This window comes from Pseudarthrobacter sp. R1 (genome assembly GCF_024494415.1).
GTDB lineage: Bacteria > Actinomycetota > Actinomycetes > Actinomycetales > Micrococcaceae > Arthrobacter.
The window spans coordinates 670518-692374 of sequence record NZ_JAMKFI010000008.1 but is presented as its reverse complement, the minus strand read 5'-3'; the positions used below and the strand labels follow the sequence as shown (position 1 = coordinate 692374).

12 protein-coding genes and 2 tRNA genes are annotated in these 21857 nt (G+C 66.0%); 4 read left to right on the top strand and 10 right to left on the bottom strand.

All coding sequences use genetic code 11. The features are described 5' to 3' along the window. Positions 1–5 precede the first annotated feature (5 nt). Together M8J71_RS14055 and M8J71_RS14050 are read left to right on the top strand one after the other, a co-directional pair. On the top strand, positions 6–800 hold the full coding sequence (locus M8J71_RS14055; protein ID WP_256248469.1) for a PspA/IM30 family protein: 795 nt from the start codon (positions 6–8) through the stop codon (positions 798–800). A gap of 94 nt (positions 801–894) precedes the next feature. Beyond that, positions 895–2325: a cryptochrome/photolyase family protein gene (locus M8J71_RS14050; RefSeq protein ID WP_256248468.1), complete on the top strand. Its 1431-nt coding sequence runs from the start codon at positions 895–897 to the stop codon at positions 2323–2325. 39 nt (positions 2326–2364) lie between these two features. On the opposite strand, the gene M8J71_RS14045 is transcribed toward M8J71_RS14050, so the two are convergent. The 5 genes from M8J71_RS14045 to M8J71_RS14025 form a co-directional block, all read right to left on the bottom strand. Continuing rightward, positions 2365–3297, bottom strand: a complete 933-nt coding sequence (locus M8J71_RS14045; RefSeq protein ID WP_256248467.1) for a cytochrome b/b6 domain-containing protein — start codon at positions 3295–3297, stop codon at positions 2365–2367. 138 nt (positions 3298–3435) lie between these two features. After that, positions 3436–3512: transfer RNA gene (locus M8J71_RS14040), tRNA-Met, on the bottom strand. Between the two features lie 139 nt (positions 3513–3651). Then, positions 3652–3725, bottom strand: a tRNA-Met gene (locus M8J71_RS14035). Between the two features lie 147 nt (positions 3726–3872). Beyond that, on the bottom strand, positions 3873–6848 hold the full coding sequence (locus M8J71_RS14030) for a UPF0182 family membrane protein (protein WP_256248466.1): 2976 nt from the start codon (positions 6846–6848) through the stop codon (positions 3873–3875). Between the two features lie 150 nt (positions 6849–6998). Further along, entirely contained in the window at positions 6999–8213 is a 1215-nt protein-coding gene (locus M8J71_RS14025) for a YlbL family protein (RefSeq protein ID WP_256248465.1), read from the bottom strand. Positions 8214–8348: 135 nt separating this feature from the next. On the opposite strand from M8J71_RS14025, the gene M8J71_RS14020 reads away from it, so the two are divergent. Continuing rightward, positions 8349–9794, top strand: coding sequence for a zinc-dependent metalloprotease (locus M8J71_RS14020; protein ID WP_256248464.1), 1446 nt, complete (start codon positions 8349–8351; stop codon positions 9792–9794). 6 nt (positions 9795–9800) lie between these two features. Here M8J71_RS14020 and M8J71_RS14015 read toward each other — a convergent pair whose 3' ends face one another. The 3 genes from M8J71_RS14015 to nudC are packed head-to-tail and all read right to left on the bottom strand — an operon-like array spanning position 9801 to position 13621. After that, the gene (locus tag M8J71_RS14015; protein WP_256248463.1) at positions 9801–10412 is read right to left on the bottom strand and encodes a M48 family metallopeptidase; all 612 of its coding nucleotides are present in this window, start codon (positions 10410–10412) and stop codon (positions 9801–9803) included. Beyond that, entirely contained in the window at positions 10409–12541 is a 2133-nt protein-coding gene (locus M8J71_RS14010; RefSeq protein ID WP_256248462.1) for an ATP-dependent DNA helicase UvrD2, read from the bottom strand. The genes M8J71_RS14015 and M8J71_RS14010 overlap by 4 nt, the downstream gene beginning before the upstream one ends. A gap of 57 nt (positions 12542–12598) precedes the next feature. Further along, entirely contained in the window at positions 12599–13621 is a 1023-nt protein-coding gene (gene nudC, locus M8J71_RS14005) for an NAD(+) diphosphatase (RefSeq protein ID WP_256248461.1), read from the bottom strand. 151 nt (positions 13622–13772) lie between these two features. Here nudC and M8J71_RS14000 point away from each other — a divergent pair, with 151 nt between their 5' ends. Beyond that, positions 13773–15065, top strand: coding sequence for a macrolide 2'-phosphotransferase (locus M8J71_RS14000; protein WP_256248460.1), 1293 nt, complete (start codon positions 13773–13775; stop codon positions 15063–15065). Here M8J71_RS14000 and M8J71_RS13995 read toward each other — a convergent pair. Next, positions 15052–18549, bottom strand: a complete 3498-nt coding sequence (locus M8J71_RS13995) for an ATP-dependent helicase (protein ID WP_256248459.1) — start codon at positions 18547–18549, stop codon at positions 15052–15054. The genes M8J71_RS14000 and M8J71_RS13995 overlap by 14 nt on opposite strands. Continuing rightward, complete coding sequence (locus M8J71_RS13990; RefSeq protein WP_305479574.1) at positions 18546–21803, bottom strand: ATP-dependent helicase; 3258 nt, start codon at positions 21801–21803, stop codon at positions 18546–18548. The genes M8J71_RS13995 and M8J71_RS13990 overlap by 4 nt, the downstream gene beginning before the upstream one ends. Between the last annotated feature and the right edge of the window lie 54 nt (positions 21804–21857).

Below are 21857 nucleotides of genomic sequence, written 5' to 3'. Positions count from 1 at the left end.
ACACCATGGTTAAACAGTCCATTTTCGGTCGAGTCGCGCAGCTGGCAAAGGCGAACATCAACTCCTTGCTGGATAACGCTGAGGATCCGCAGAAGATGCTGGACCAGATGGTCCGGGACTACACCAACAACATCGCCGAGGCGGAGTCAGCCGTCGCGCAGACCATCGGCAACCTCCGGATGCTCGAGGACGATTACAACGAGGACGTCAAGAACTCTCGCGACTGGGGAAACAAGGCCCTCGCCGCGTCCCGCAAGGCTGATGAATACCGCGCCAGCGGCAACGTGTCTGACGCCGAAAAGTTCGACAACCTCGCCAAGGTGGCCCTGCAGCGCCAAATGGCCGCTGAGAACGAGGCCAAGGGTGCGGAACCGAGCATCATGTCGCAGCGCGAAGTGGTGGACAAGCTGAAGACCGGCCTGGACCAGATGAAGGGCAAGCTCAACCAGCTGACCAGCAAGCGCAACGAACTGGTTGCCCGTTCCAAGACCGCAGCTGCCCAGGCACAGGTCCACGACGCCATCAAGAGCATCGACATCATGGACCCCACCAGTGAAGTGGGCCGCTTTGAAGAGAAGATCCGCCGCGAAGAAGCCAAGGTCCGCGGGCAGCAGGAACTCGCCTCGTCGAGCCTGGACGCGCAGTTCAACCAGCTTGAAGACCTCGGTGAGCAGGTGGAGATCGAGGCACGCCTGGCTGCCCTGAAGTCGGGTGGCACCTCAAAGCCTGCCATCGGCGCCGCCGGCTCTGCCAGCTCCGACGAGTCCACCGCGACCGAAATCGACTACGACAAGCTCTGACTAGCGGGCAGGAGGAGCCTCCCCAGTAGCACAGCAGGAAGGCCGGGGCCGCTGCCCCGGCCTTCCTGATGCCGGGGGTGTGTAGCGTGGTGGCATGGCTTCCTCTGACGCAACGTCCCTCGTCTGGCTGCGCGACGACCTCCGGCTGGACGATAACCCTGCGCTGACAGAGGCGGCAGCGCTGGGCCTGCCCCTGACCGTCGTCTTTATTCTGGACGAGGAGTCGGCGGGGATCCGGCCGCTGGGTGGAGCAACCCGGTGGTGGCTTCACCATTCCCTGGCAGCGCTGGCCCCCTCCCTGGAAAACAAAGGTTCGCGCCTCCTGCTTCGCCGCGGGCCGGCGGCAGCTGTGATCAAGGAACTGGCCGGCGAAACGGCTGTTACGCACCTCTTCTGGAACCGGCGTTACGGACTGCCGGAGCGCACCGTCGATGCCGAGGTGAAGGCCTGGGCCGGCGGCAACGGCGTTCACGCATCCAGCCACCAGGCAAACCTCCTGTTCGAGCCCTGGACCATCCGCACCGGCGCCGGCGGACCCTACAAGGTGTTCACGCCCTTCTGGCGTGCATGCCTTGCCCACGGCGACGTGCGGGATCCGCACGAGGTACCGCTCCAGCTTCCCTCCCCTGCCCTGACAGGAGGAGGAGCACTTCCTACCGGTGAGGACCTGGACAGCTGGAACCTCCTGCCCCGCTCCCCCGACTGGAGCGGCGGCCTTGCAGACACCTGGGAGCCGGGCGAAAAGGGCGCCCTGCGCCGCTTGGCTGATTTTTTGGACGGACCGGCCGAAGATTACGGCACCGGCCGCAACGTACCAGGGGTGGAGGGTACCAGCCGCCTGTCCCCGCACCTGCGCTTCGGCGAGGTCAGCCCGTTCAGGGTGTGGCGCGAGATCCGGGAACGGTTCCCGCGCAAGATACCGGCCGACGTCGGAATTTTCCGTTCAGAGCTCGGCTGGCGGGAATTCTGCTGGCACCTTCTGTACAACAACCCCGAACTCGCCACCCGCAACTACCGCCCCGAGTTTGACCGCTTTGAGTGGGAGCAGCTCAGCAGTGGCGAGCTGAAGGCCTGGCAACAGGGCCGCACGGGTTATCCCCTCGTTGACGCCGGGATGCGGCAGCTGTGGCAGACAGGCTGGATGCATAACCGCGTGCGGATGGCGGCCGCTTCATTCCTGGTTAAGAATCTCCTGGCGGACTGGCGCATCGGCGAGCAGTGGTTCTGGGACACCCTCGTGGACGCGGATGCCGCGAGCAACCCCGCCAACTGGCAGTGGGTGGCCGGCTCCGGAGCCGACGCGTCCCCATACTTCCGCATCTTCAACCCGGTGACGCAGAGCAGGAAATTCGATCCCGCTGGCGGCTACCTGCGCCAGTACATCCCGGAACTTGCCGGCCTCGACGGTAAAACCATCCACGAGCCGTGGAAAGCCTCCGACGTCGCCGGGTACCCGGCGCCGCTCGTTGGGTTGCCGGAGTCCCGGGAGAGGGCACTGGAGACCTACAGCAGGCTCAAGGACTAAAAGGCTGTGGCGCCCTGCGGGATATTGGCCTGCGGCGTATTACCGGCTGACCTTGCCCATCAGGGACGCTATCGGCCGCAGGAAGATGGGGCGGGCCAGGAACCAGGCCGCCACCATGACCACAACCGAGGCGAGGAAAACCCAGAACCCGAACCAGCCGTCGTCGTCCCGTACTCCGTACATGTGGTTGAGGTTGCGCAGCGCCCCTGTGGCGAGCACCAGGAAGACGTGCACCACGATGAAGGCAACAAAGTAGATCATCACCGGGAAGTGGACGGCCCGGGCCCATTCAATCGGGTAGGCCTTGTTGAGGCCGGTGGCCTTCTTCGGCCACGCGGACGACATCCGGAGACCCGTAATGAAGGCCAATGGCGCCGCGATGAAGACCGTCACGAAGTAGGAAAGCAGCTGGAGCGCGTTGTAGTTCACCCAGCCGTTCTCGGTGGGCCAGTTCAGGGAGGCGTATTGCAGGGCGGCCGAGAGCGCATTGGGGAAGACGTCCCAGCTGGTGGGAACGATGCGCATCCACTGCCCGGTGGCAAACAGCAGGACCGCGAACACCAGGCCGTTGAGGATCCACAAGGCGTCCAGCGTGAGGTGGAACCAGAGCTCAAGGCTGATCTTGGTGGGCGGGTTCTTCGTCTTGATCAGGCCCTTGTTGTTGCGGGTCCAGTGGCCGCTGGGGCGCGTGGTGGTCCGCACCTGCCATCCGGTCCGGATGATCAGCAGGAGGAAGAACGCGTTCAGGAAGTGCTGCCAGGCGAGCCAGGCAGGGAAACCCTCGGGCGCCCCAGCCGGCAGCTCCGAATGCCCCGGATAGTCCGCCACGAAGGAGGCGCCGGCGGGGAGGCCCATGAGCCACTTGGCGATCAATACCACGAGGACCAGCGCCGCAAGGACCGCGGGCACACCCCAATAGAGTCGGGACCGCTTGCCCGCGGCAGTGCCGGGCTTCTTCGTGGGTGTGGACATCGAGCAACATTCCTCTCGAGAATGACTGGCGAAGTGCTCACAATGCGTGAGGCTCTGCGAAAGAGAATACTAGGAACTACCGGCATTCAAGGAAAAAGAAGGCCCCGCCCGGCTTGTCTGCCGGTCGGGGCCTTCTCATGGTTGCGGGGACAGGATTTGAACCTGTGACCTCTGGGTTATGAGCCCAGCGAGCTACCGAACTGCTCCACCCCGCGTCGCAGAATCAACACTACCTTATTTCGGCGGCGGGTTTTTACACGACCTCTTCAGTGCCCTTTCCGTCCCGAAACCCGGGCTCAAGGCTTAAAGCAAAAAGTCCCGGACACTGTTTCCAGCGTCCGGGACTTCCGTCAGTTGCGGGGACAGGATTTGAACCTGTGACCTCTGGGTTATGAGCCCAGCGAGCTACCGAACTGCTCCACCCCGCGTCGCAAGAACTACTTTACCGGCCGGTGAACAGCAGGCCAAATCGGGAAGGCGTGATCTCCGTCTCGCCGGTCCGGCACCCGCTCCAGGTGGAACGGGTGCCGGGTGCCGGGTGCCGGGTGCCGCCGTCGTGATCAGCTATAAGGTGATCAGTTGCTGGGCGACGGCGAAGGCGTGGCTTCAGTTGTCGCCGTGGAGGCCGGAGCCGGAGTTGCCTCGGGAATGGCAACGGGGATTTTGTTCTCCGCATCCAGGGCCCGCTGGAGGGCGGCCGAGATACGCTTCTGCGCCTCACCGTAGGCTGCGAAGTCACCGGCAGCCAGGGCCGCCTGTCCCGCCTGGATGGCGGCGTTTGCCTCATCCAGCGCCGCCCGCAGTTCCGCCTTGGCATCCGCTCCGCCCGGCGCGGCCGGCGCAGCAGGGTCTGAGGGTGTCTTGCCGTTGTTGCCGGAGTCGCCCGCAGCGGCTCCCGAGTCTCCGCCGAAGAGCTGCTTGAGGGCTTCGTCAAGGGTTGGGGCGAACCCAACCTTGTCGCCGAAGGCCACCAGGACGCGCTGCAGCGTGGGGTAGGACGTCTCACCGGTGGACTTGAGGTACACCGGCTGGACGTAGAGGATGCCTCCGCCTACCGGGAGCGTGAGCAGGTTGCCGTTCAGGACGTCAGAGGCACCCTGGCGGAGCAGGTTAAGGGCCTGCGAAACCGTGGGATCGGAGTTGAACTTGTTCTGGGCCTGGCCCGGACCGGGGACCTGGATCTCCGGCGGAATCTGCAGCAGCCGCAGCTTGCCGTAGCTCTCTGCCTTTACACCCGCCTGGTTGCCGGCGTCGGAGTCGGCGGCCAGGAAGCCGTAGAGGACGTTTCGCGCGTTCCCGTTGACGATCTGCGGAATGAACGACGACGTCAGCTGGAAAGCAGGCTGATCCTGGTCCGGCATTTGCAGCGACATGTAGAACGGCGGCTGCTTGACGTCGTTCGTCGAATCAACCGTGGGGTCGTTCGGCACACTCCAGGCGTCCTTCGTCTGGTAGAAGCTGGACGGGTCCGTCACGTGGTACTCGCCCAGCAGCTGGCGCTGGACCTTAAAGAGGTCCTCGGGGTAACGGACGTGGCTCATGACATCGCCGGACATTTCCGAAAAGGGCTTCAGCGAAGTGGGGAACACTTTCTGCCAGGACTTCAGCAGCGGGTCCTGGTCGTCCCAGGCGTACAGGGTGACCGAGCCGTCGTAGGCATCGACCGTGGCCTTCACAGAGTTCCGGATGTAGTTGACGGTGCTGTTGGGCAGGGCGACTGCACGGCCGGAAGTGGTCTGGGAATCGGCCGTGGCGTCCGAGAGCTGCTCCTGCTGGGAGTATGGGTAGTACTGGCTGGTGGTGTAGCCGTCTACAATCCACTTCACCCGGCCGTCAACTACCGCAGGGTAGGCATTGCCGTCCACGGTCAGGTAGGGGGCCACCTTCTCTACGCGCTCACGGGGATTGCGTTCGTACAGGATCTGCGATTCCGGGTTGACGCCGTCCGAGAGCAGCAGGTCCGAAGACTGGAACTTGATGGAGTACAGCACCCTGTTGAAGAAGGTGCCGACGTTGGGTCCGCCGTTGCCTTCGAAGGTGTACTGGGTCTCTCCCTCGCCTGACGGCCTGTCCTGCTCGCGGGCAGGCGCGCCGTCCGGTGCGCCCACGATTGAGTAGTCCGGCGAGTATTCACCAAAGTAGATCCGCGGCTCATAGCTGGAGTCATCCCCCAGCACACCCGTGGACGGAATGCCTGACTGCAGGAACTCCGGCTTGCCGTCAACGGTGAACTTGTTGCCCTTTGCTGCCACCACGCCGTAGCCGTGGGTGTACACAACGTGCTGGTTGAGCCAGCCCTGCTGGTTTGTCTGCACGTTGGTGGGGTTCAGCTCGCGGACAGCGATGACGGTGTCCTGAATCTGGCCGTCCACTTCATAGCGGTCAACGTTGAGGGACTCCGGGAACCGGTAGTACGGGCGGTACTGTTCAAGCTGCGAGAACGCATCCGAGATCAGGTTCGGGTCCAGCAGCCTGATGTTTGCCGTGGTCTGGGCATCGGGCGCCAGCGCGCCGGTGCTCGCGGTGTTGGTGGCATCGTAACGGTCCACCTGGATGGCATCCAGTCCGTAGGCGGCACGCGTGTTGTCGATGTTGCGCTGGATGAACTCCTTCTCCAGCGTCTCTTCCGAGGGGCGTACCTGGAACTGCTGGATCACCCAGGGATAAACGCCGCCGGCCAGGATGGACGTAATGACGAGCATCGCCGTGCCGATCACGGGCAGGCGCCAGCGGCCGATAACGGCGGCCACGATGAACAGGATGGCGACAAGTGCTGCGGCCACGGCCAGGATGGACTTGGTGGGAATGACGGCGTTCACGTCCGTGTACAGGGCGCCGGCCCAGCGTCCGCTGTTGCTCTGGACGGCCGAATAGCGGTCCAGCCAGAAGTTGATGCCCAGGAGGACCAGGAAGGCGGCACCCGTCACGGCGATGTGGATCTGGGCCGCGCGGCTGGTGAAGACACCCCGTTCCATCAGCCGGATACTGCCGTAGAGGTAATGGGTCAGGATGCCCGCAATGCCGGCAATGACCACAACGCTGATCAGGAACCCGGTCACGAAGCCGAGGAACGGCAGCGTCATCAGGTAGAAGCTGATGTCCAGATTGAATTCCGGATCCGACTTTCCGAAGGGTTCCTGGTTGAAGAAAAGAAGGACCTTCTGCCACTGGCTGGATGCGGCGCTTCCGGCGAAGAGGCCGAAGAGGACCGGCAGGCCCACCATGACCACCCGGCGGACAGGTTCCAGCTGTGCCTGGTAGCGGTTGAGGTTGTCGCGGATTTCCGAGTCCGGGGCGTAGACCGGCCGGGACTGGTAGGCAATGCGGATAGCGTAGAAGACCGCAAGGAACATGATGGCGAACCCGGCAGCGAAGATCCCGATCCGCGCCAGGTTCTCGGTGATGAAAACTTCGATGAAGCCGAGCTGCCGGTACCAGAGGACATCGGTCCAGACGTTGGCAAAGAAAATGAAGCCCACAACTACCAGGGCAACAACGATCAGGGTGGGCGTCAGCGCGCCGCGTCTTGAAGGGGGTTTACCTGTGGACATGGTGCTGGCGGGACGGGACAAACTCGGTACCTCATAGCTGGTCGTCAGAATATTCGAAGCGTGCGTGCGAGCGACGTACTTACCGGTCAAACGCTGGTTTCGTCCGTCTTAATTGCCACGAGTGGCAGTAATGCTTAGTTCCTGCCCAGTCTAGTTGCTTGTGCACGCCGGCAGGCCGGATGTGTCCCCGCCGGAACCGGCAAGCTCGACGGCGCGGCGGGCCTCCGCGAGGTTCTCAACCCTGACCACTTGGAGACCGTCGGGAATATTGCCCACCACTTCCCCGCAGTTGGCAGCGGGAGCGAGGAAGAGCCTGGCTCCCCCGGACCTTGCACCCTGCATCTTCTGCCCGATGCCGCCTATGGGCCCCACCAGACCGTCCGGGGTTATGGTTCCGGTGCCGGCCACGTGCTTTCCTCCGGTGAGGTCCCCCGGAGTGACTGTGTCGATGATGCCGAGTGAGAACATCAGTCCCGCGCTGGGGCCCCCGACTTTTTCGAGCGAAATCTCCACGTCGAAGGGGAACGTGAACAGGTACTTGAGCATGACACCCAGGATGAAGCGCCCCGCACCGTTGTCTTTAGGGGTAATCACCTGCGTGACCTGTTGGCCCTCGCGTTCCACCACCACCGTGGCAGCCGCGCCCTTGCCTGCTGCCAGTTCCTCCTGGATGACGGCCAGGGAGGTGATCTCCTTGCCGTTGATGGTCTTGAGGATATCCCCCGGCTCGATTTTTCCGGCGGCGGCAGAATCCCCGGAGAGCTCTGCTGCCTGAAGCTGCTGCCCAAACGGAATATCCAGCTCGTTGAGGGCCGAGGCCACAGCATTCTCCTGCGACGTGGTCATGGCCACTGAGCTCTGTTCTGCGGCCTCCTCCTTCGTTGTGCCGGTGGGGTAGATCAATTCCTCGGGGTACACGGCTTTTGACGGGTCGAGCCAGGCAGAGAAAGCGCCCAGGACGCTCACGGGACTGTTCGGGCCGCCGCTCACGTAGACGGTGGTCAGGTCGAGGTTGCCCGCTGCCGGATAGGTTTCCCGGCCGGTGACTTTGATGACCGGGCTTCCCTGGCTCTGGCCCAGCGTGTTGTAGGTGGGGCCGGGTGTTTCGACGACGTAGGGGACCGGCAGGGTGCCCACCGCGATTCCGAGTCCCAGGGCCGTTATTCCGGCCAACATCATGGCCGAGACTTTCCTGTCCCGGCGCGGCGGGCCGCCGGGGAACGGCGCAGTGCCGGCCGTTGGCGTAGAGCCTGTGGCACCTGTTGGCGCGCCGGCTTCAGGGCCGCCTGATTCCCCGTGCCAGGGACCGGAAGGGAGCTCGGCAGCGTGGTCCTCGGATGGGTGGCCGCCACGGGTTGTAGTCACTGAACCAACACTACGCGGTGCCGGCAGGCGCAGTTCTTTGCCTACAGCGAACGGTAACGCACTCCGGCAGACAGCCGTCCACCACCGGGGTACCGTGAAGGTTGATCAACAGTCACACCGACGATCGGCGGGATCATGACCTCCAACCCACTTAATCCGTCCAACGGCGACGACACCCCCAAGGACCCGTTGACAGAGATGCTGCAAAACCTGATGGGCGGCAAGGGGATGGAGAATTTCGACCCTGCCGAGCTCGCAAAGGCTGCCGGCCTCCCCGACGACCCCAACCTCTTGGCCCAGATGTTCTCCCAGGTCCAGGCCATGATGAGCGCGCCGTCCGAGGGCCCGGTGAACTGGAAGCTGGCCCATGAGAATGCGCGGCGGGTCGCGGCCGGCAGCGCGGATCCATCGGTCACCTCACAGCAGTCCCGCGAAGTGGACGAGGCCCTGCGGCTCGCCGAACTGTGGCTCGACCCCGTCACGGATCTTCCCGCCACCGGGCTGATCGGCCGGGCATGGTCCCGGGCGGAGTGGGTGGAGGCAACCCTTGGCACCTGGAAGAGGCTGACCGAGCCGGTCGCCAACAGCATCGCCAATGCGCTCTCCTCCGCAATGACCGAGCAGATGCCGGAGGAGATGAAGTCCATGATGGGCGGAGCCTCGTCCATGCTTCAAAACATGGGCGGCGCCATTTTCGGGATGCAGCTGGGGCAGGCCATCGGCGCCCTCTCCACGGATGTGGTCAGCTCCACCGACATCGGAGTGCCCCTCGCCGATCTTGAGATGGCCCTGCTGCCCCTCAACGTCGCTGCTTTCGGAGAAGGGCTCTCCCTGACCGAGAACGACATCCGGCTTTTCCTCGCTGTTCGGGAAGCTGCCCACGCCCGGCTCTTTGTCCAGGTTCCGTGGCTGCGGGGCCACCTGCTTGGCGCCATCGAGGCCTACGCTCGGGGCATCCATATCGATACCTCCCGCATTGAGGAACTGGCGCGGGATCTTGATCCCGGCAATCCCGAGGGCATCCAGGAAGCCCTGTCGCAGGGCGTATTTATGCCCCAGCGGACGCCCGCCCAGGACCAGGCGCTTGAGAAACTGGAAACGGCGCTCGCCCTGGTGGAAGGGTGGGTGGACGAACTTACTGCTGCGGCCACGGAAAAGGTCCTTCCGTCAGCGGGCGCTCTTCGCGAAACCGTTCGCCGCCGCCGTGCCACCGGCGGTCCGGCGGAGCACGCCTTCGCTTCGCTGGTTGGTTTGGAGTTGCGCCCCCGCCGGCTGCGGGATGCCGCCACACTGTGGGCCACGCTGAAAGAAGAACGCGGCATTGAAGGCCGTGACGCAATCTGGCACCACCCCGACCTGCTGCCCACCGCCGAGGACCTCGACGATCCCCGCGGGTTCAGTGGACGCCGGAAACTGGCGGAAGCCAGCGACACCGAGGTGGACGACGCCCTGCAGAAATTGCTGAGCGGCGGGTTTGACGACTCCCCCTCCAGCGGAAACGAAGACGCCGACGGCGGACAGGACGGGAAGCCGGCCGAGGATCCGGATGCTGAGGGGCAGGACGGCGGGCCTAAAAGCTAAGCCCGCCTAGTCGGCGTCGTCCGCCCACCGCTCCCCGCCGGGACGGACGGCACCGGTTCCGTCCCCCGTTTCGCTGCCCGGAAGGCCGCGGGCCATGGCGAAGGAAACCCCTTCCAGGAATGCCTTCGCCCGCGCGGTCTCCGGGTAGGCCGCCAGCAGCTTCCAGAACGCCGCATTGTGGCTGGCCACCAGGAGGTGGGCGAGTTCATGGAGCAGTACATAATCGATGACCCACTGGGGCATGGGGCGGAGCTTGTCCGAGAGACGGATAGTGCCGTCCGCCGGGGTGGCCGAACCCCACCGTGAGTTCTGGTTGCTGACCCAGCGCACCGACGCCGGCACGGCCTTTCCGCTGAGGTACCGTTCGGAGAGCCGGACCGCGTGGGCAGCCAGGGCGGCGTCCGAGGCAGGGCGCTTCCGGCCGGAAGCTGCGCGCCGTTCCCCCTGCCGGTGCAGCTTGGCCAGCATCCGCTGGACCCATTCCTTTTCCTGGGCTGCTGTGAACCGCGCCGGGATGGCTACCACGGCTGTCCCGTTCTCCCAGAAGGCGGCGACAGTCCGGGTCCGGCGGGCGGAGCGCCGCACCTCTACCGGGGCGCCGCCCTCGGTAGTGATCACAGCGAGGTGCTTTCCACCAGGACCCGCAGAACGTCTTCGCCGTAGCGTTCCAGCTTCGACGGTCCCACTCCGGCAAGCGCCGCAAGTTCTTCCAGGGAGGCCGGGCGGGCTTCGGCAATGGCCGTGAGCGTTGCGTCGGTGAACACCACGAAGGCGGGAACGTCGGCGGCGAGGGCCACCTCGCGCCGCCAGGTCCGCAGGGCGTCAAAGGTCTGTTCCTCGTAGCTCGGCGGGCAGGCGTTGCACCGCCCCACCTTGCGTTCCGCACCGGTGGCCAGCATGCTGCCGCAGACCCTGCAGACAGCCGGGGCGGCTGCCTTGCGGCGGGGCGCGGGCCCCTTGCCCCTGATATTTGAGCCGGCAACGGAATCCGGGCGCAGGCCGTCAAGGAACCTGGAGGGTTTGCGGTTGGCCCGGCCGCCGGGAGTGCGGGCCGTGGACCAGGACAGTGAGAGGTGTTCGCGGGCGCGGGTGATCCCTACGTAGAGGAGCCGCCGCTCCTCGTCCACGGATTCCGGAGAGTCGGCAAAGGAGATGGGCATCAAGCCTTCGCTGAGTCCCACCAGGAACACGGCGTCCCATTCCAGGCCCTTGGCCGCGTGCAGCGAGGCGAGGGTCACGCCCTGCACTGTGGGTGCATGCTGGGCCAGCGAACGCTCCTGGAGTTCGTTCACAAAGTCGGCCAGGCCAAACTCCGGTCCCCGGGTCTGGACGAGTTCGTCTGCGAGGGCCACCAGTGCCGCGAGGGACTCCCAACGTTCACGAAGCGCACCGCCGTTATGGGGTGCTGCCTCGGTATAGCCGAGGGAAGCGACAATGTCCCGGACCAGCTGGCCCAGCGGTTCCGGCGACTCCGCCGAGACCGCCCGGGTGGCTGCCCGCAGCTGGAGGATGGCATCGCGTACTTCCTTGCGGGCAAAGAAGCGCTCTCCGCCGCGCAGTTGGTAGCCGATGCCGGTGGCAGCAAGAGCCTGTTCATAAGCCTCGGACTGCCCGTTGGTGCGGAACAGGACAGCCACCTCACTGGCCGGAGTGCCGGCGTCGAGCAATGCCTTGATCTTTTGCGCCACTGTGGCGGCTTCCGCTTCATCGTCCGAGCACTCGGTGAACTGGGGGGCGGGCCCGGCCGGCCGCTGGGCCACGAGCTGGAGCGGAGCGGCCCAGGCGGCGTCAGCAGCGGCTCCGCTGCTCCGCCTGCCGGCGAGGAGATCGTTGGCGAGCTTTACCACCTGGGGCGTGGAGCGGTAGTCCCTGATCAGTTTCACCACGTTGGCTTGCGGATAACGGGCCTTAAATTCCAGGAGGTGCTTCGGGGAGGCCCCGGTGAACGAATAGATGGTCTGGCTGGCATCCCCCACAACGCACAGTTCGTCCCTGCCTCCCAGCCATAGTTCAAGGAGCCTTTGCTGCAGCGGGGAAACGTCCTGGTACTCGTCCACCACAAAGTGCCGGTACTGCTCGCGGACGGTGGCGGCAACCTTTTCGTCCTCCTGCAGGATGCCCACCGTGATCAGGAGGACGTCCTCGAAGTCGATGACATTGCGGTCCGTCTTAACATCCTCGTAGGACTGGAAGACCCGGGCGACGGCGGTGAGGTCGAAACCGCCCGGGGCTCCGCGGTCCTGCGCGTTTTCCAGGTAGTTGGCGGGCGTCAGCATGGACACTTTGGCCCACTCGATTTCCGAAGCAAGGTCGCGGATCGAGGCCCTGTCAGTGCTCAATCGAAGCCGCCGGGCTGCCTCGGCGAGCATCTGGGCCTTGTGGTCCAGCAGGTTGGGCAGGGTTCCGCCGACAGCCTGCGGCCAGAAAAACTGCAGCTGGCGCAGTGCTGCTGCATGGAAGGTCCGGGCCTGGACGTTGCCTGCGCCCAGGTCCCGCAGCCGGCTGCGCATTTCCGCGGCTGCGCGGGCAGTAAAGGTCACGGCCAGGAGCCGCTGGGGGGTGTAAACACCTGAGTGCACGCCGTAGGCGATGCGGTGGGTGATGGCCCGCGTCTTTCCCGTGCCGGCGCCGGCGAGAACGCACAGCGGGCCGTTGAGCGTGCTGGCCACCTCGCGCTGCTCGGCGTCCAGGCCGCCCAGGACCCGGTCCTCCAGGGACGCTGCGCCGTCAAAATTTTCTGTAGTCACTTTGCTGCTTTTTCGTCTCGACTACCGCGTGCTGGAGTCTGATGGATAAGTAGGGCTTCAGGCGCCAACCCGGTCCTGAATACGTCCGCCGTACCAGTGCTCTATCAGGGAGCGGGCAATCGACAGCCGGCTGGAGATGGTGATCTCGCCGCTGAGCACAGCCTCCTGGAGTTCCTCCCGGCTGAACCAGCGCGCCCTGGTGACCTCCACGCCGTCGGGCGTTGCCTCGGCGTCTTCGGTGACGGCGGTAAATCCAAGCATAAGGGAGGCGGGAAAGGGCCAGGACTGCGAGCCAAGGTATTGGCAGGCAGCAACCCTCACTCCAACTTCCTCATGGATTTCCCGTACCACTGCCTGTTCCAGGGATTCCCCCGGTTCCACGAACCCCGCCAGGGTTGAATAGTTCCTGGCATCACGGGCCCCGCCGCCGCCCAGGAGCAGGCGGCCGTCCGGGCCCACGACGGTAACGATGATGGCGGGATCGGTCCGCGGGTAGTGTTCAGACGAATCAGCCGGGCAGCGCCGCACCCATCCCCCGGCTTCCACGTCCGTGGGAGAACCGCAGCGCGGACAATGCGTGTGCGTGGCATGCCAGTTGGCAATGGCACTGGCTTCAACAAAAAGGGCAGTATGGGTTGGACTGAGCCCGGCTGCAACGTCCCGGAATCCTGCCCATGAAGCATCCGAGGGTATCCCGGCAGTTCCAGGCTCCACCGCTTCCGCCAGGACGAAAAGCAGCAGTTGGGTACCCGGCGCAAGGTCCGAATCGGGCAGGGCGGAACCAAGGTAAACCGTCAGCTGGGGCGCGGTACCTGCGGCGGCCAGTTCCTCGAGGAGTGGCCGGGCCGCCGTCGTGAAGAGCCCGCCGGCATGGATCAGCCCCTGCCTGCCGGAGAGGACAACCGCCACGGTGTCCGGTGTGGCGAGGAGTTCCTCCACCAATCCCGGTTGTGCCCGGGCGACGGATCCGCGGTCAACGAGCGCAGGGGGCACCGGGAGTACGGTGTCCATAAGGTGGTTCGCCGGCAGCCGGGCCGCCTTGCCCAGGTGGACCGGTGTTGCAGACTCCGTATGGCTCATGTGTCCACCGTACTGACTGGGACCGACAATTGATATTTGGTGCGCACGCCCCCGTGGCCGGGCTCCCCTGCCTACCCTGATTTGGACTATATCTGAAGACTCGCCGTCCTTGGACCGGTGTCTTGGACTGCACGCAATCTACCGTGGAACGGTGAGAAGAAAACCGATTGAACTGGCAGCCGTTGCAACCGCGGCAGTCCCCGGACTGACCCCGACGGCCGTTAGCTCTGCCCCGGATGACCCTGCGGACTTCGACTCCGCCCTGCTGCTCGATTCCGAGGGCAAGCGGTGGCGCGTGCGCTCACCGCGGCACGCCGAGGCAAGCGCCCGGCTTGAGACGGAATTCCTCGTGCTGCGTGCCTTCGCCCCGGCCATCAGGGCCGAACTGCCCTTCCTGATGCCCACCGTTGCCGGCAGCGTGCGGCTGGGTACCCTAAGCACGTTTGTCTACTCGCATCTGGCCGGCAGCACGCGCAGCGTCGAGGAACTGACTGCAGGCCCGGACGCCCTCGCCCGGGAGATCGGCGTCGCCCTCGCCGCCATCCATGACTTGCCCCATTCGCTGGTCAGCAATGCCGACCTGCCCAGCTACACCCCCAACGAGTTCCGGCAGCGGCGGCTGAATGAACTTGACCAGGCTGCCACCACGGGAAAAATCCCGCCCGCCCTGCTGCTCCGCTGGGAGCATGCCATGGAAGACGTATCCCTGTGGCGCTTCAACCCGAGCGTAGTCCACGGAGACCTTCACGAGGACAACCTCCTGTTGGAAGGCCAGCGCGTAACGGCGGTCACCGGTTGGACCGACTTGAGGATCGGCGATCCCGCCGACGATTTCGCCTGGCTTGTTGCCTCCAATGAGCAGGACTTCGTGGACGCGGTACTGGGCGCCTACACGGCCAGCCGCAGGGACACACCGGACAACCACCTCCTGCGCCGGGCAGCACTTTCCGCCGAATTCGCCTTGGCCCAGTACCTGGTGAAGGGGATCGCCTCGGATGACCCCGGCATGATCTCAGAAGCAGAGGAGATGCTCGGAACCCTTGCCCGGGACATCGAAGAGCACGGCGGGCAGCCGATCAGCGTCGAGCCGCAGCCGGCCGCGGGCGCACCGGCTGCCGGCTTGTCCGCTGCCGGTGGCACGGGTGCCCACGCAGCCACCGGGAAGGTGTCAGCGGTCATGGCGGCCGACGCCGGTCCTTCAGCTTCCGGGCCGTCCGTTACCGTAGTCCCGCTGCCGGTTCCGGCCCCGGTTCAGCCGGCGGTCCACGTCACTCCCATCCCGGTGGAGCCCCCGGCTAAGGCTGGCGGAGAGGACACCGCGGGGGACAGTGGGCAGGCGATGGGCAGTGGGCAGGCCGCTGGGCCGGCCGACGCGGAGGAGAAGAAGGAACTGGACGACACCTCCACCGCCGCCATCTCCATCGTGGACGTCACGAAGAACTGAGGGCAGCCGCAACAATCTCCTCCAGCTCGCCGGCTGTACCGAGGTCGTGGGGACGCACAACCTCGTTGTCCGCGACGTAGAAGAAGGCCGCCCGCACTTCCTCGAGAGGTACCCCCTTCAGCCGCGCCCAGGCCAGGCGGTACACCGCAAGCTGCACGGATTTGGTCCTGAGCTGGGCCGCGGACGGCCGCCGTCCGGTCTTCCAGTCCACCAGGTCCCACCGGCCGTCGGCATCCCGGAAGACCGCGTCAATGCGCCCGCGCACCACGACGTCGCCAACGCGGGTCTCTACCGGAACCTCAACGAACGCGGGCGACCGTTCGGCCCAGGGAGACGCCTTGAAAGTTGCCACCATGGCATCGAGGTCGTAGGCAGCATCAATGTGGTCATCCGAGCCCGGAGCTTCACCGAGGTCGAGCATGCCGGCGGCGCCGAAGTACTCCTCCACCCATTCGTGGAACGCTGTTCCCTTGCGGGCTGACATGCCCGGTTCCCGTGGCACGGGCCTGCGGAGCCTGCCAAGCACCGCGGCGGGGTCCTCCCGCAGTTCCACCAGGGTGGATGCGGAGATGTGGCCGGGCAGGTGCACTTCCCGCCCGGCGCTCCTCCTGGTGCGCCGTTCCAGCAGCAGCGCCGCCTCCCTGGCCCATCCCCGTGCCACCCCGGTCAGTTCCTTGCCCGGCCCGGCCTGCCCTGGAAATGCTTCGGGTGGATGCAGGACCGGAGCGGCGTCCCTGTCCCGGTTTCCCAGGGCTGCAAGAACCCGGGCAGCGGCTGTTTCCATCGCCTGCCGCCGTCCGCCGGAAAGGCGCAGGCGGTTCCCGGTGCGCGGATCCACGGGCCCCTCAAGGGGGTCATACGGCCAGTTGGCAACTTCCGTTTCAAGGGTGAGCGGGCTCTTTTCGGGTAGAGCCGCTTCCTCCAGTGACCCCGGGTGGACTGTCGCAGCCGGCCGCTGCCCGCCCTCGGACACCTTGGTGAGTGCCTCGAGCCCGGAAAGGAACGGTGACATTTCAGCACGCCCTGCCCGGGATCCCACCCACGCAGGACTGGACGCCCAGAGGACGTGCTTGGCCCTGGTGTAGGCCACGTAGGCGAGACGGCGTTCCTCCGACTCCCCGTGGGCCTGGACGGCCGACTTGAACTCCTTTTCGGCGTCCAGCCAGCCCTTCTGGTCCGGCTGGTCGAGGTCCCACTGGGGAAGGTCGGCACGGTCACCCCGGAGCGGCCAGGGCAGGGCGGCTGAGCCGCTGCTCCACCGGGAGTCCCTGTCGCTGGGGAAGGCGCCCGCATTGAGCCCGGGGACAAAAACCACATCCCATTCCAGGCCCTTCGACGCATGGACTGTCAGCAGTTGCACAGCCTCCCGGTTCACGTCACTGGCGGGCGCTTCCAACCCGTTTTCCTCAGCAGCGGCGGCTTCCAACCAGGACAGGAACGCGAGGATGTCCACACGCTGGGAGGTGCGCAGGAACCCCGCGGCGGCGTCCTGGAAGGCGTCAAGGTTGCGGCGGGCCTGGTGGATGCTGATGCCTGGCCGCGCGGCCACTTCGATATCCAGCAGCATGGCCCGCTCCACCTCGCCCAGCAAGGTGGTGAGGTCATCCCCGAGGTAGCTCCGGAGTTGCCGCAGTTCAGACGACAGCCGGGCAAGCCGGCTGCGGGCATCGGAGGTGAGCGACCTGCCGTTGGCGGACGTCCAGCCCTCCCGGGGCAGCCAGTCCAGGGCTTCCACCAGGCTGGAACCGTCAGTCAGGTCGCTCTCGAGGACGGTTTCACTGGTGTCGTCGTCCGGCTGACCGTCAACGGACCGTTCGGCGACGTGTCCGCGCCGGCGCGCCAGCTGGCTGGACCAGTCGCGCAGCGCCATCAGGTCGGCCGGCCCGATGCGCCAGCGGGCGCCCGCCAGGAGGCGCATCAGGGAATCGGAGCGTCCGGGGTCGGCAAGCACACGCAGCGTCGCCACGAGGTCCACGATCTCGGGCGTATCCAGGAGCCCGCCAAGTCCGACGATCTCGTATGGGATTCCCCTGGCTTCAAACTGGCGCCGGATGGTCTCCATCTGTGCGCGGCGGCGGCAGAGGACGGCAAGGGCAGGCGGTACAGGCGTTCCGTCCGGTTTGAGCTCAAAGTCCGTCACCCGGTACTTCAGAACGTCCTCGGCGAGTGCGGACGCTTCATCGACATCTGTCCCGAACCGCCCCAGCACAACCGTCCCCTCAACTGCGCCGGGGCTGGGCTGCAACGGAGGCACGTCCGCTGCTGCCGCCCCTCCCCCGCCGGCAGGCCCCCGCTGGGCTGCTGCCTTGCCCAGGGATTCAGACATAACGTTGGCTGCCGACAGGATGGACCGGCCGTTCCGCCAGGCCGTTGTCAGGTAAGACGTGGGGGCAGGAGCCCATTTTCCGTCCCCGACGGGACCATTGGCTACGGGGAATTCCCGGACAAAGTGGAAAAGCTGTCCGGCCGAGGCTCCGCGGAATCCATAGATCGACTGGTTGGGGTCGCCGACTGCGGTCACCGCATGCCCGCCTCCGAAGAGCCGGGAGAACAGCACCAGCTGGGCGTAGGAGGTGTCCTGGAATTCGTCGAGCAGAACCACCTTGTACCGCTGCCGTTCCATGTGTGCGGCCAAGGGGACATCCTGCGCCACCTTGGCCGCGAGCGCCACAAGGTCTCCGAAGTCAAGGGCGCCCCGCGCCCGCTTCGCTGCCGCGTACCGGCCCACCATGTCCGCCACGCTGGCCCTGGTCCGCAGCATCCCGGCGAGCTCGGCCGCCGCCTGGGGCGGGTTCTTCTTTTTGCCCGCCTGGTACGGCAGGGCTTCGAATTCGGACAGCCGTGCCATCAGCCAGGCTTCCACGTCCTCGGGTTCCTGGAGGTGCTCCGCGCATTCCCCGGCCAGCTGGATGACCGCCTTCACCAGGGTGGATTTTGCAGAACGGAAGTGTGCGTACTCGCCGTCGTAGGCCTCCACCACTTCACTGGCCAGCTGCCACGCCTGCGCTCCGCCGAGGAGGACCACGTCCCGCTCCACGCCCAGCCGCAGTCCATAGTCAGATACGATGCCGCTGGCAAAGGAGTGGTAGGTGGACACCTTGGGCTCGAGGGAGTCGCTGCTGACCAGCTGTGCCGGGAACAGCCGGTGCGCAGTGTCCTGGCTGGCCAGCCGTTGCAGGGCGGCCAGCTTCGCCCGGATCCGGGACGCGAGCTCACCGGCGGCCTTGCGGGTGAAGGTCACGCCGAGGACTTCCTCCGGCCGGACCCAGCCATTGGCCACCAGCCAGACGACGCGGTCCGCCATGGTGGCGGTCTTGCCCGAACCGGCGCCTGCGATGACCAGCCGCGGAGTCAGCGGCGAACTGATGATTTCCGACTGTTCCCGCGTGGGCACGTTCTTTTCGCCCAGCAGCAGGGAGAGTTCTTCCGGCGTGAACCGGGCTTCAGGGACGTTCGGTGCGGCCACGGCTGCTTCCACGCTCATTCGGTGACCTGCCTTCCCCGTACGCACAACGGACACACTTCCGGGAGCCGGCAGCCGTGTCCGCCGTGGCTTCCCTTCGCTGGATCGTGCCGTGCCAGGAATTCGCTGCCAGCCATCACAGTGGCGGCCTCCTTCACCATGTCCAAAGCCCAGTTCTCCTGGGGGTCAAGCGGATCCTGCTGCTGGATGCCTGGATTTTTTGTTCCCGTTCCAAGCTGGGCAAGTACTGCGCCGCCGGGAACGGCAGGGGTACTCCCGCCGGGGCTTTCGCTGAAGCCGCCGGCGAGCACTGCGGCCTGGTAGGCGCCGAGCTGCGGATGCGTGGAGAGTTCTGCTTTACCCGGCTGGCGTTTTCCTGTTTTGAGGTCCACGATGACCAGCCTGCCCTCGCTGTCGATTTCCAGGCGGTCCACCTGGCCGCGGAGGACTGCCGCGCGGGCCGTGCCGTCGTCCACAGCCACGTCCGGGAGCGCCACCTCGAAGTCCTGTTCGACCCCCAGCAGGCTCCGGCCTTCGCTCCTCATAACCAGCACGTACTGGGCAAGCTTGCGGACCATGGCCTCCGCACGCTGGAAATCCAGTCTTCCCTCCCAGTTGTCCTTCATCCCCAGCGCGGGCCACCGGCGCACCAGTTCCGCGACGTACTCTGCCCCTGACGCATCCGGCAGTTCCTGTGCGATGTTGTGGACCAGCGTGCCCAGGCTCCTCGCGAAATCGGTGGCCGCTTCGCCGCCTGCGGCCTGTACGAACCAGTCGAGCGGCGACTTCTGGACCGTCTCAACTTTCGACGGCGACACAAACACTGTTCCGCCGGGGGGAACCACGGGATCAGACGAGGTCAGCGGTGGCAGCCCCCACCAGCTTCCGGGATGCGCGCCGGCCACGGCAGGCTCGGCAGCCGCGAGCCGGGCGAGGACCCTGACCGCTTCCTCCGCCTCAGCCGCGTGCTTTCCGTCGAGCTGCGAATACTGCCGCAGTTCGGCAACCAGCGCACGCAGGGTCATGGGGCGCTCCACCGGGGTGAATTCCCGGCCCGCCTGGTCCGGGCTGGGGGGTGAGACGTAATCCAGGAAGGAGGACGGCTGATCGTCCTCTGAGGAGACGGCAGTGCAGATCAGGAGCTCCCGCGCCCTTGACACCGCCGTGGAGAAGCTCCGCAGTTCGTCATACCGGATGTCCCGCAATCGGCTCAGCGGATCCCGCTGCAGTGCGTAAGGTGCTCCGTGCTCAACTGCGTCGGCGTAGAGGGTGCTGCCCAGGAGTTCACCGCGTAGCCGCGTGTTCGGCCACACGCCTTCCTGGAGCCCGGCCACCAGGACCACAGGCCATTCCCGCCCTGCTGCGCTGGCGGGAGTCATCAGTTCGACGGCGTCGTCCAACTGGGCGCGGTCGGCCAGCGTGTCCATGGGGAGCTCCTGGTTCAGCAGGTACTCAAGGAACTGCTCCGGACCGGCACCGGGCATCTGGTCTACGTACCGTTCGGCAGTGTGGAAAAGCGCCATCATGGCGTCGAGGTCGCGGTCCGCCCGGGCACCGTGCGGCCCGCCGGACAGAGCCGTCTCCGTCCAGGCAGTGGAAAGACCGGTGGAATTCCAAAGGGCCCACAGCACGGACTCGGCGTTGGCACCCGGCTTGAAGGCAGCTTTGCGCCCTGCCTGGATCATGCCTGCCGTGCGCCGCGCCGCACGGCCTTCCATGCCGAGGGAGGACAGCGCCCCGGGTTCGAGCAGGGCTTCAACGAGCAAGGCATCACTGGTGCGGCCTCCGCCGCCCAGGAGTTCTTCCCGCCTCAGCGACTGCCGCAGCCGGCGCAGCTCAATGGACGTGGCACCGCCGATGCGGGAGGTCAAAAGGGATACAGCTGTTTCAGGGGTCAGCAGGGTGGGGTCAAGGGCCACCGCAAATGCGTCGAGCAGGGGCCGTACCGCCACTTCGTCCCGGACAGCCGACTCGGCCACAGGCACGCGAACCGGGATCCCCTGGCCGGACAGGTAACGCTGCAGCTCGCTGACCTGCCCTCCATTACGCACAATCACCGCGATGTCGGCCAGGTCCCGCCCGTGGTTGATGTGCTGGTCCAGGATGCGCTGGGCCACATAACGGAGTTCATGCACTGCTGACGGCACGAGGTGGGCTTCCACCATTCCCTGCCCCCGGTCCCCCGCCGGCTGCTCGAGTTGCCTTGCCAACTGCCCGCCGGCACGCTGCGAAATACGTGCGGCAACCCCCAGCCACGCGGTTGCCAACGCCTGCGTGTGCCGGTGTGCGTATCGCAGGGGCCGCTCAAGGGCGGGGGCGTGCGGCGACAGCAGGCGCGGCAGTTCGGCCACCAGATCCGGGCGGGCTCCCCGGAAGCCCTGGACCACCGTGTCCGGGGAGAAGGCAATGAAGCAGTCCATCCCGCGGGCGATGTCCGCCAGAAGCTCAAAGACGGCAGGGTTTGCCTCCTGCACGTCATCAACGACAATCACCTGCAGGCGCTCGCGCTCTGCAGCCAGGAATTCCGGGACGTCCTGGAAGATCTGGCGTGCCGCGGTGATGATCCCCGCGGGATCAAAGGCCTCTGGCATCCTGAGGTCCAGGACGTCACGGTACTCCGCGTACAACCCGGCGGCGGCAATCCAGTCAGGCCGGTCGCACTGGCGGCCCAGCTGGGCGAGGTCCGTGGCGGTCAGGCCGGACTCGATAACGCGGTCGAACAGCTGCCGTACTTCCTGCCGGAAGCCGCGCGTCTCCAGGGCTCCCGCAAGGTCGTCAGGCCACGGCAGCTCCAGCCCTGGCAGGCGGTGGCCCTCGAGCAGTTCCTTGATGATGAGGTCCTGCTCCGGGCCGGACAGGAGGCGCGGCGGCCTTGAGAGGGGCAGCACTCCTTCGGCCTTGGCGCGCCGAAGGACATCAAAGGCGTAGGACGCCCAGGTCCGGGCCGGCGTCGTGCTCAGGCTTCTGTCCAGCCGGGCCGTGAACCGGTCGCGGAGGGAATCGGCCGCGAGCCTGGTCGGGGCCAGGATGAGCATCCGCTCGGGGTCAACCCCGTCCCGCAGCACCCGCGTGACCGCGGCTTCGATCAGGACAGTGGATTTGCCCGTGCCCGGCGCCCCCGGTACCAGGACAGGTCCGGACCCTTGTGGCACGTCCACAGCGGCTTGCTGATCGGAGGTCAGCGACGGGGCTTCGGCGTGGAGCCGCCGCGGCGGCAGCAGTTTGAGGCCCGGAGAACCGGCTTGGCCAGGGTGCCCACTCCCGCCGTCGTGCAATGCGCCGGCTGCTGTAGCGAATTCGGCTTCAAGACCGGCTGCTGATGCCTGCCG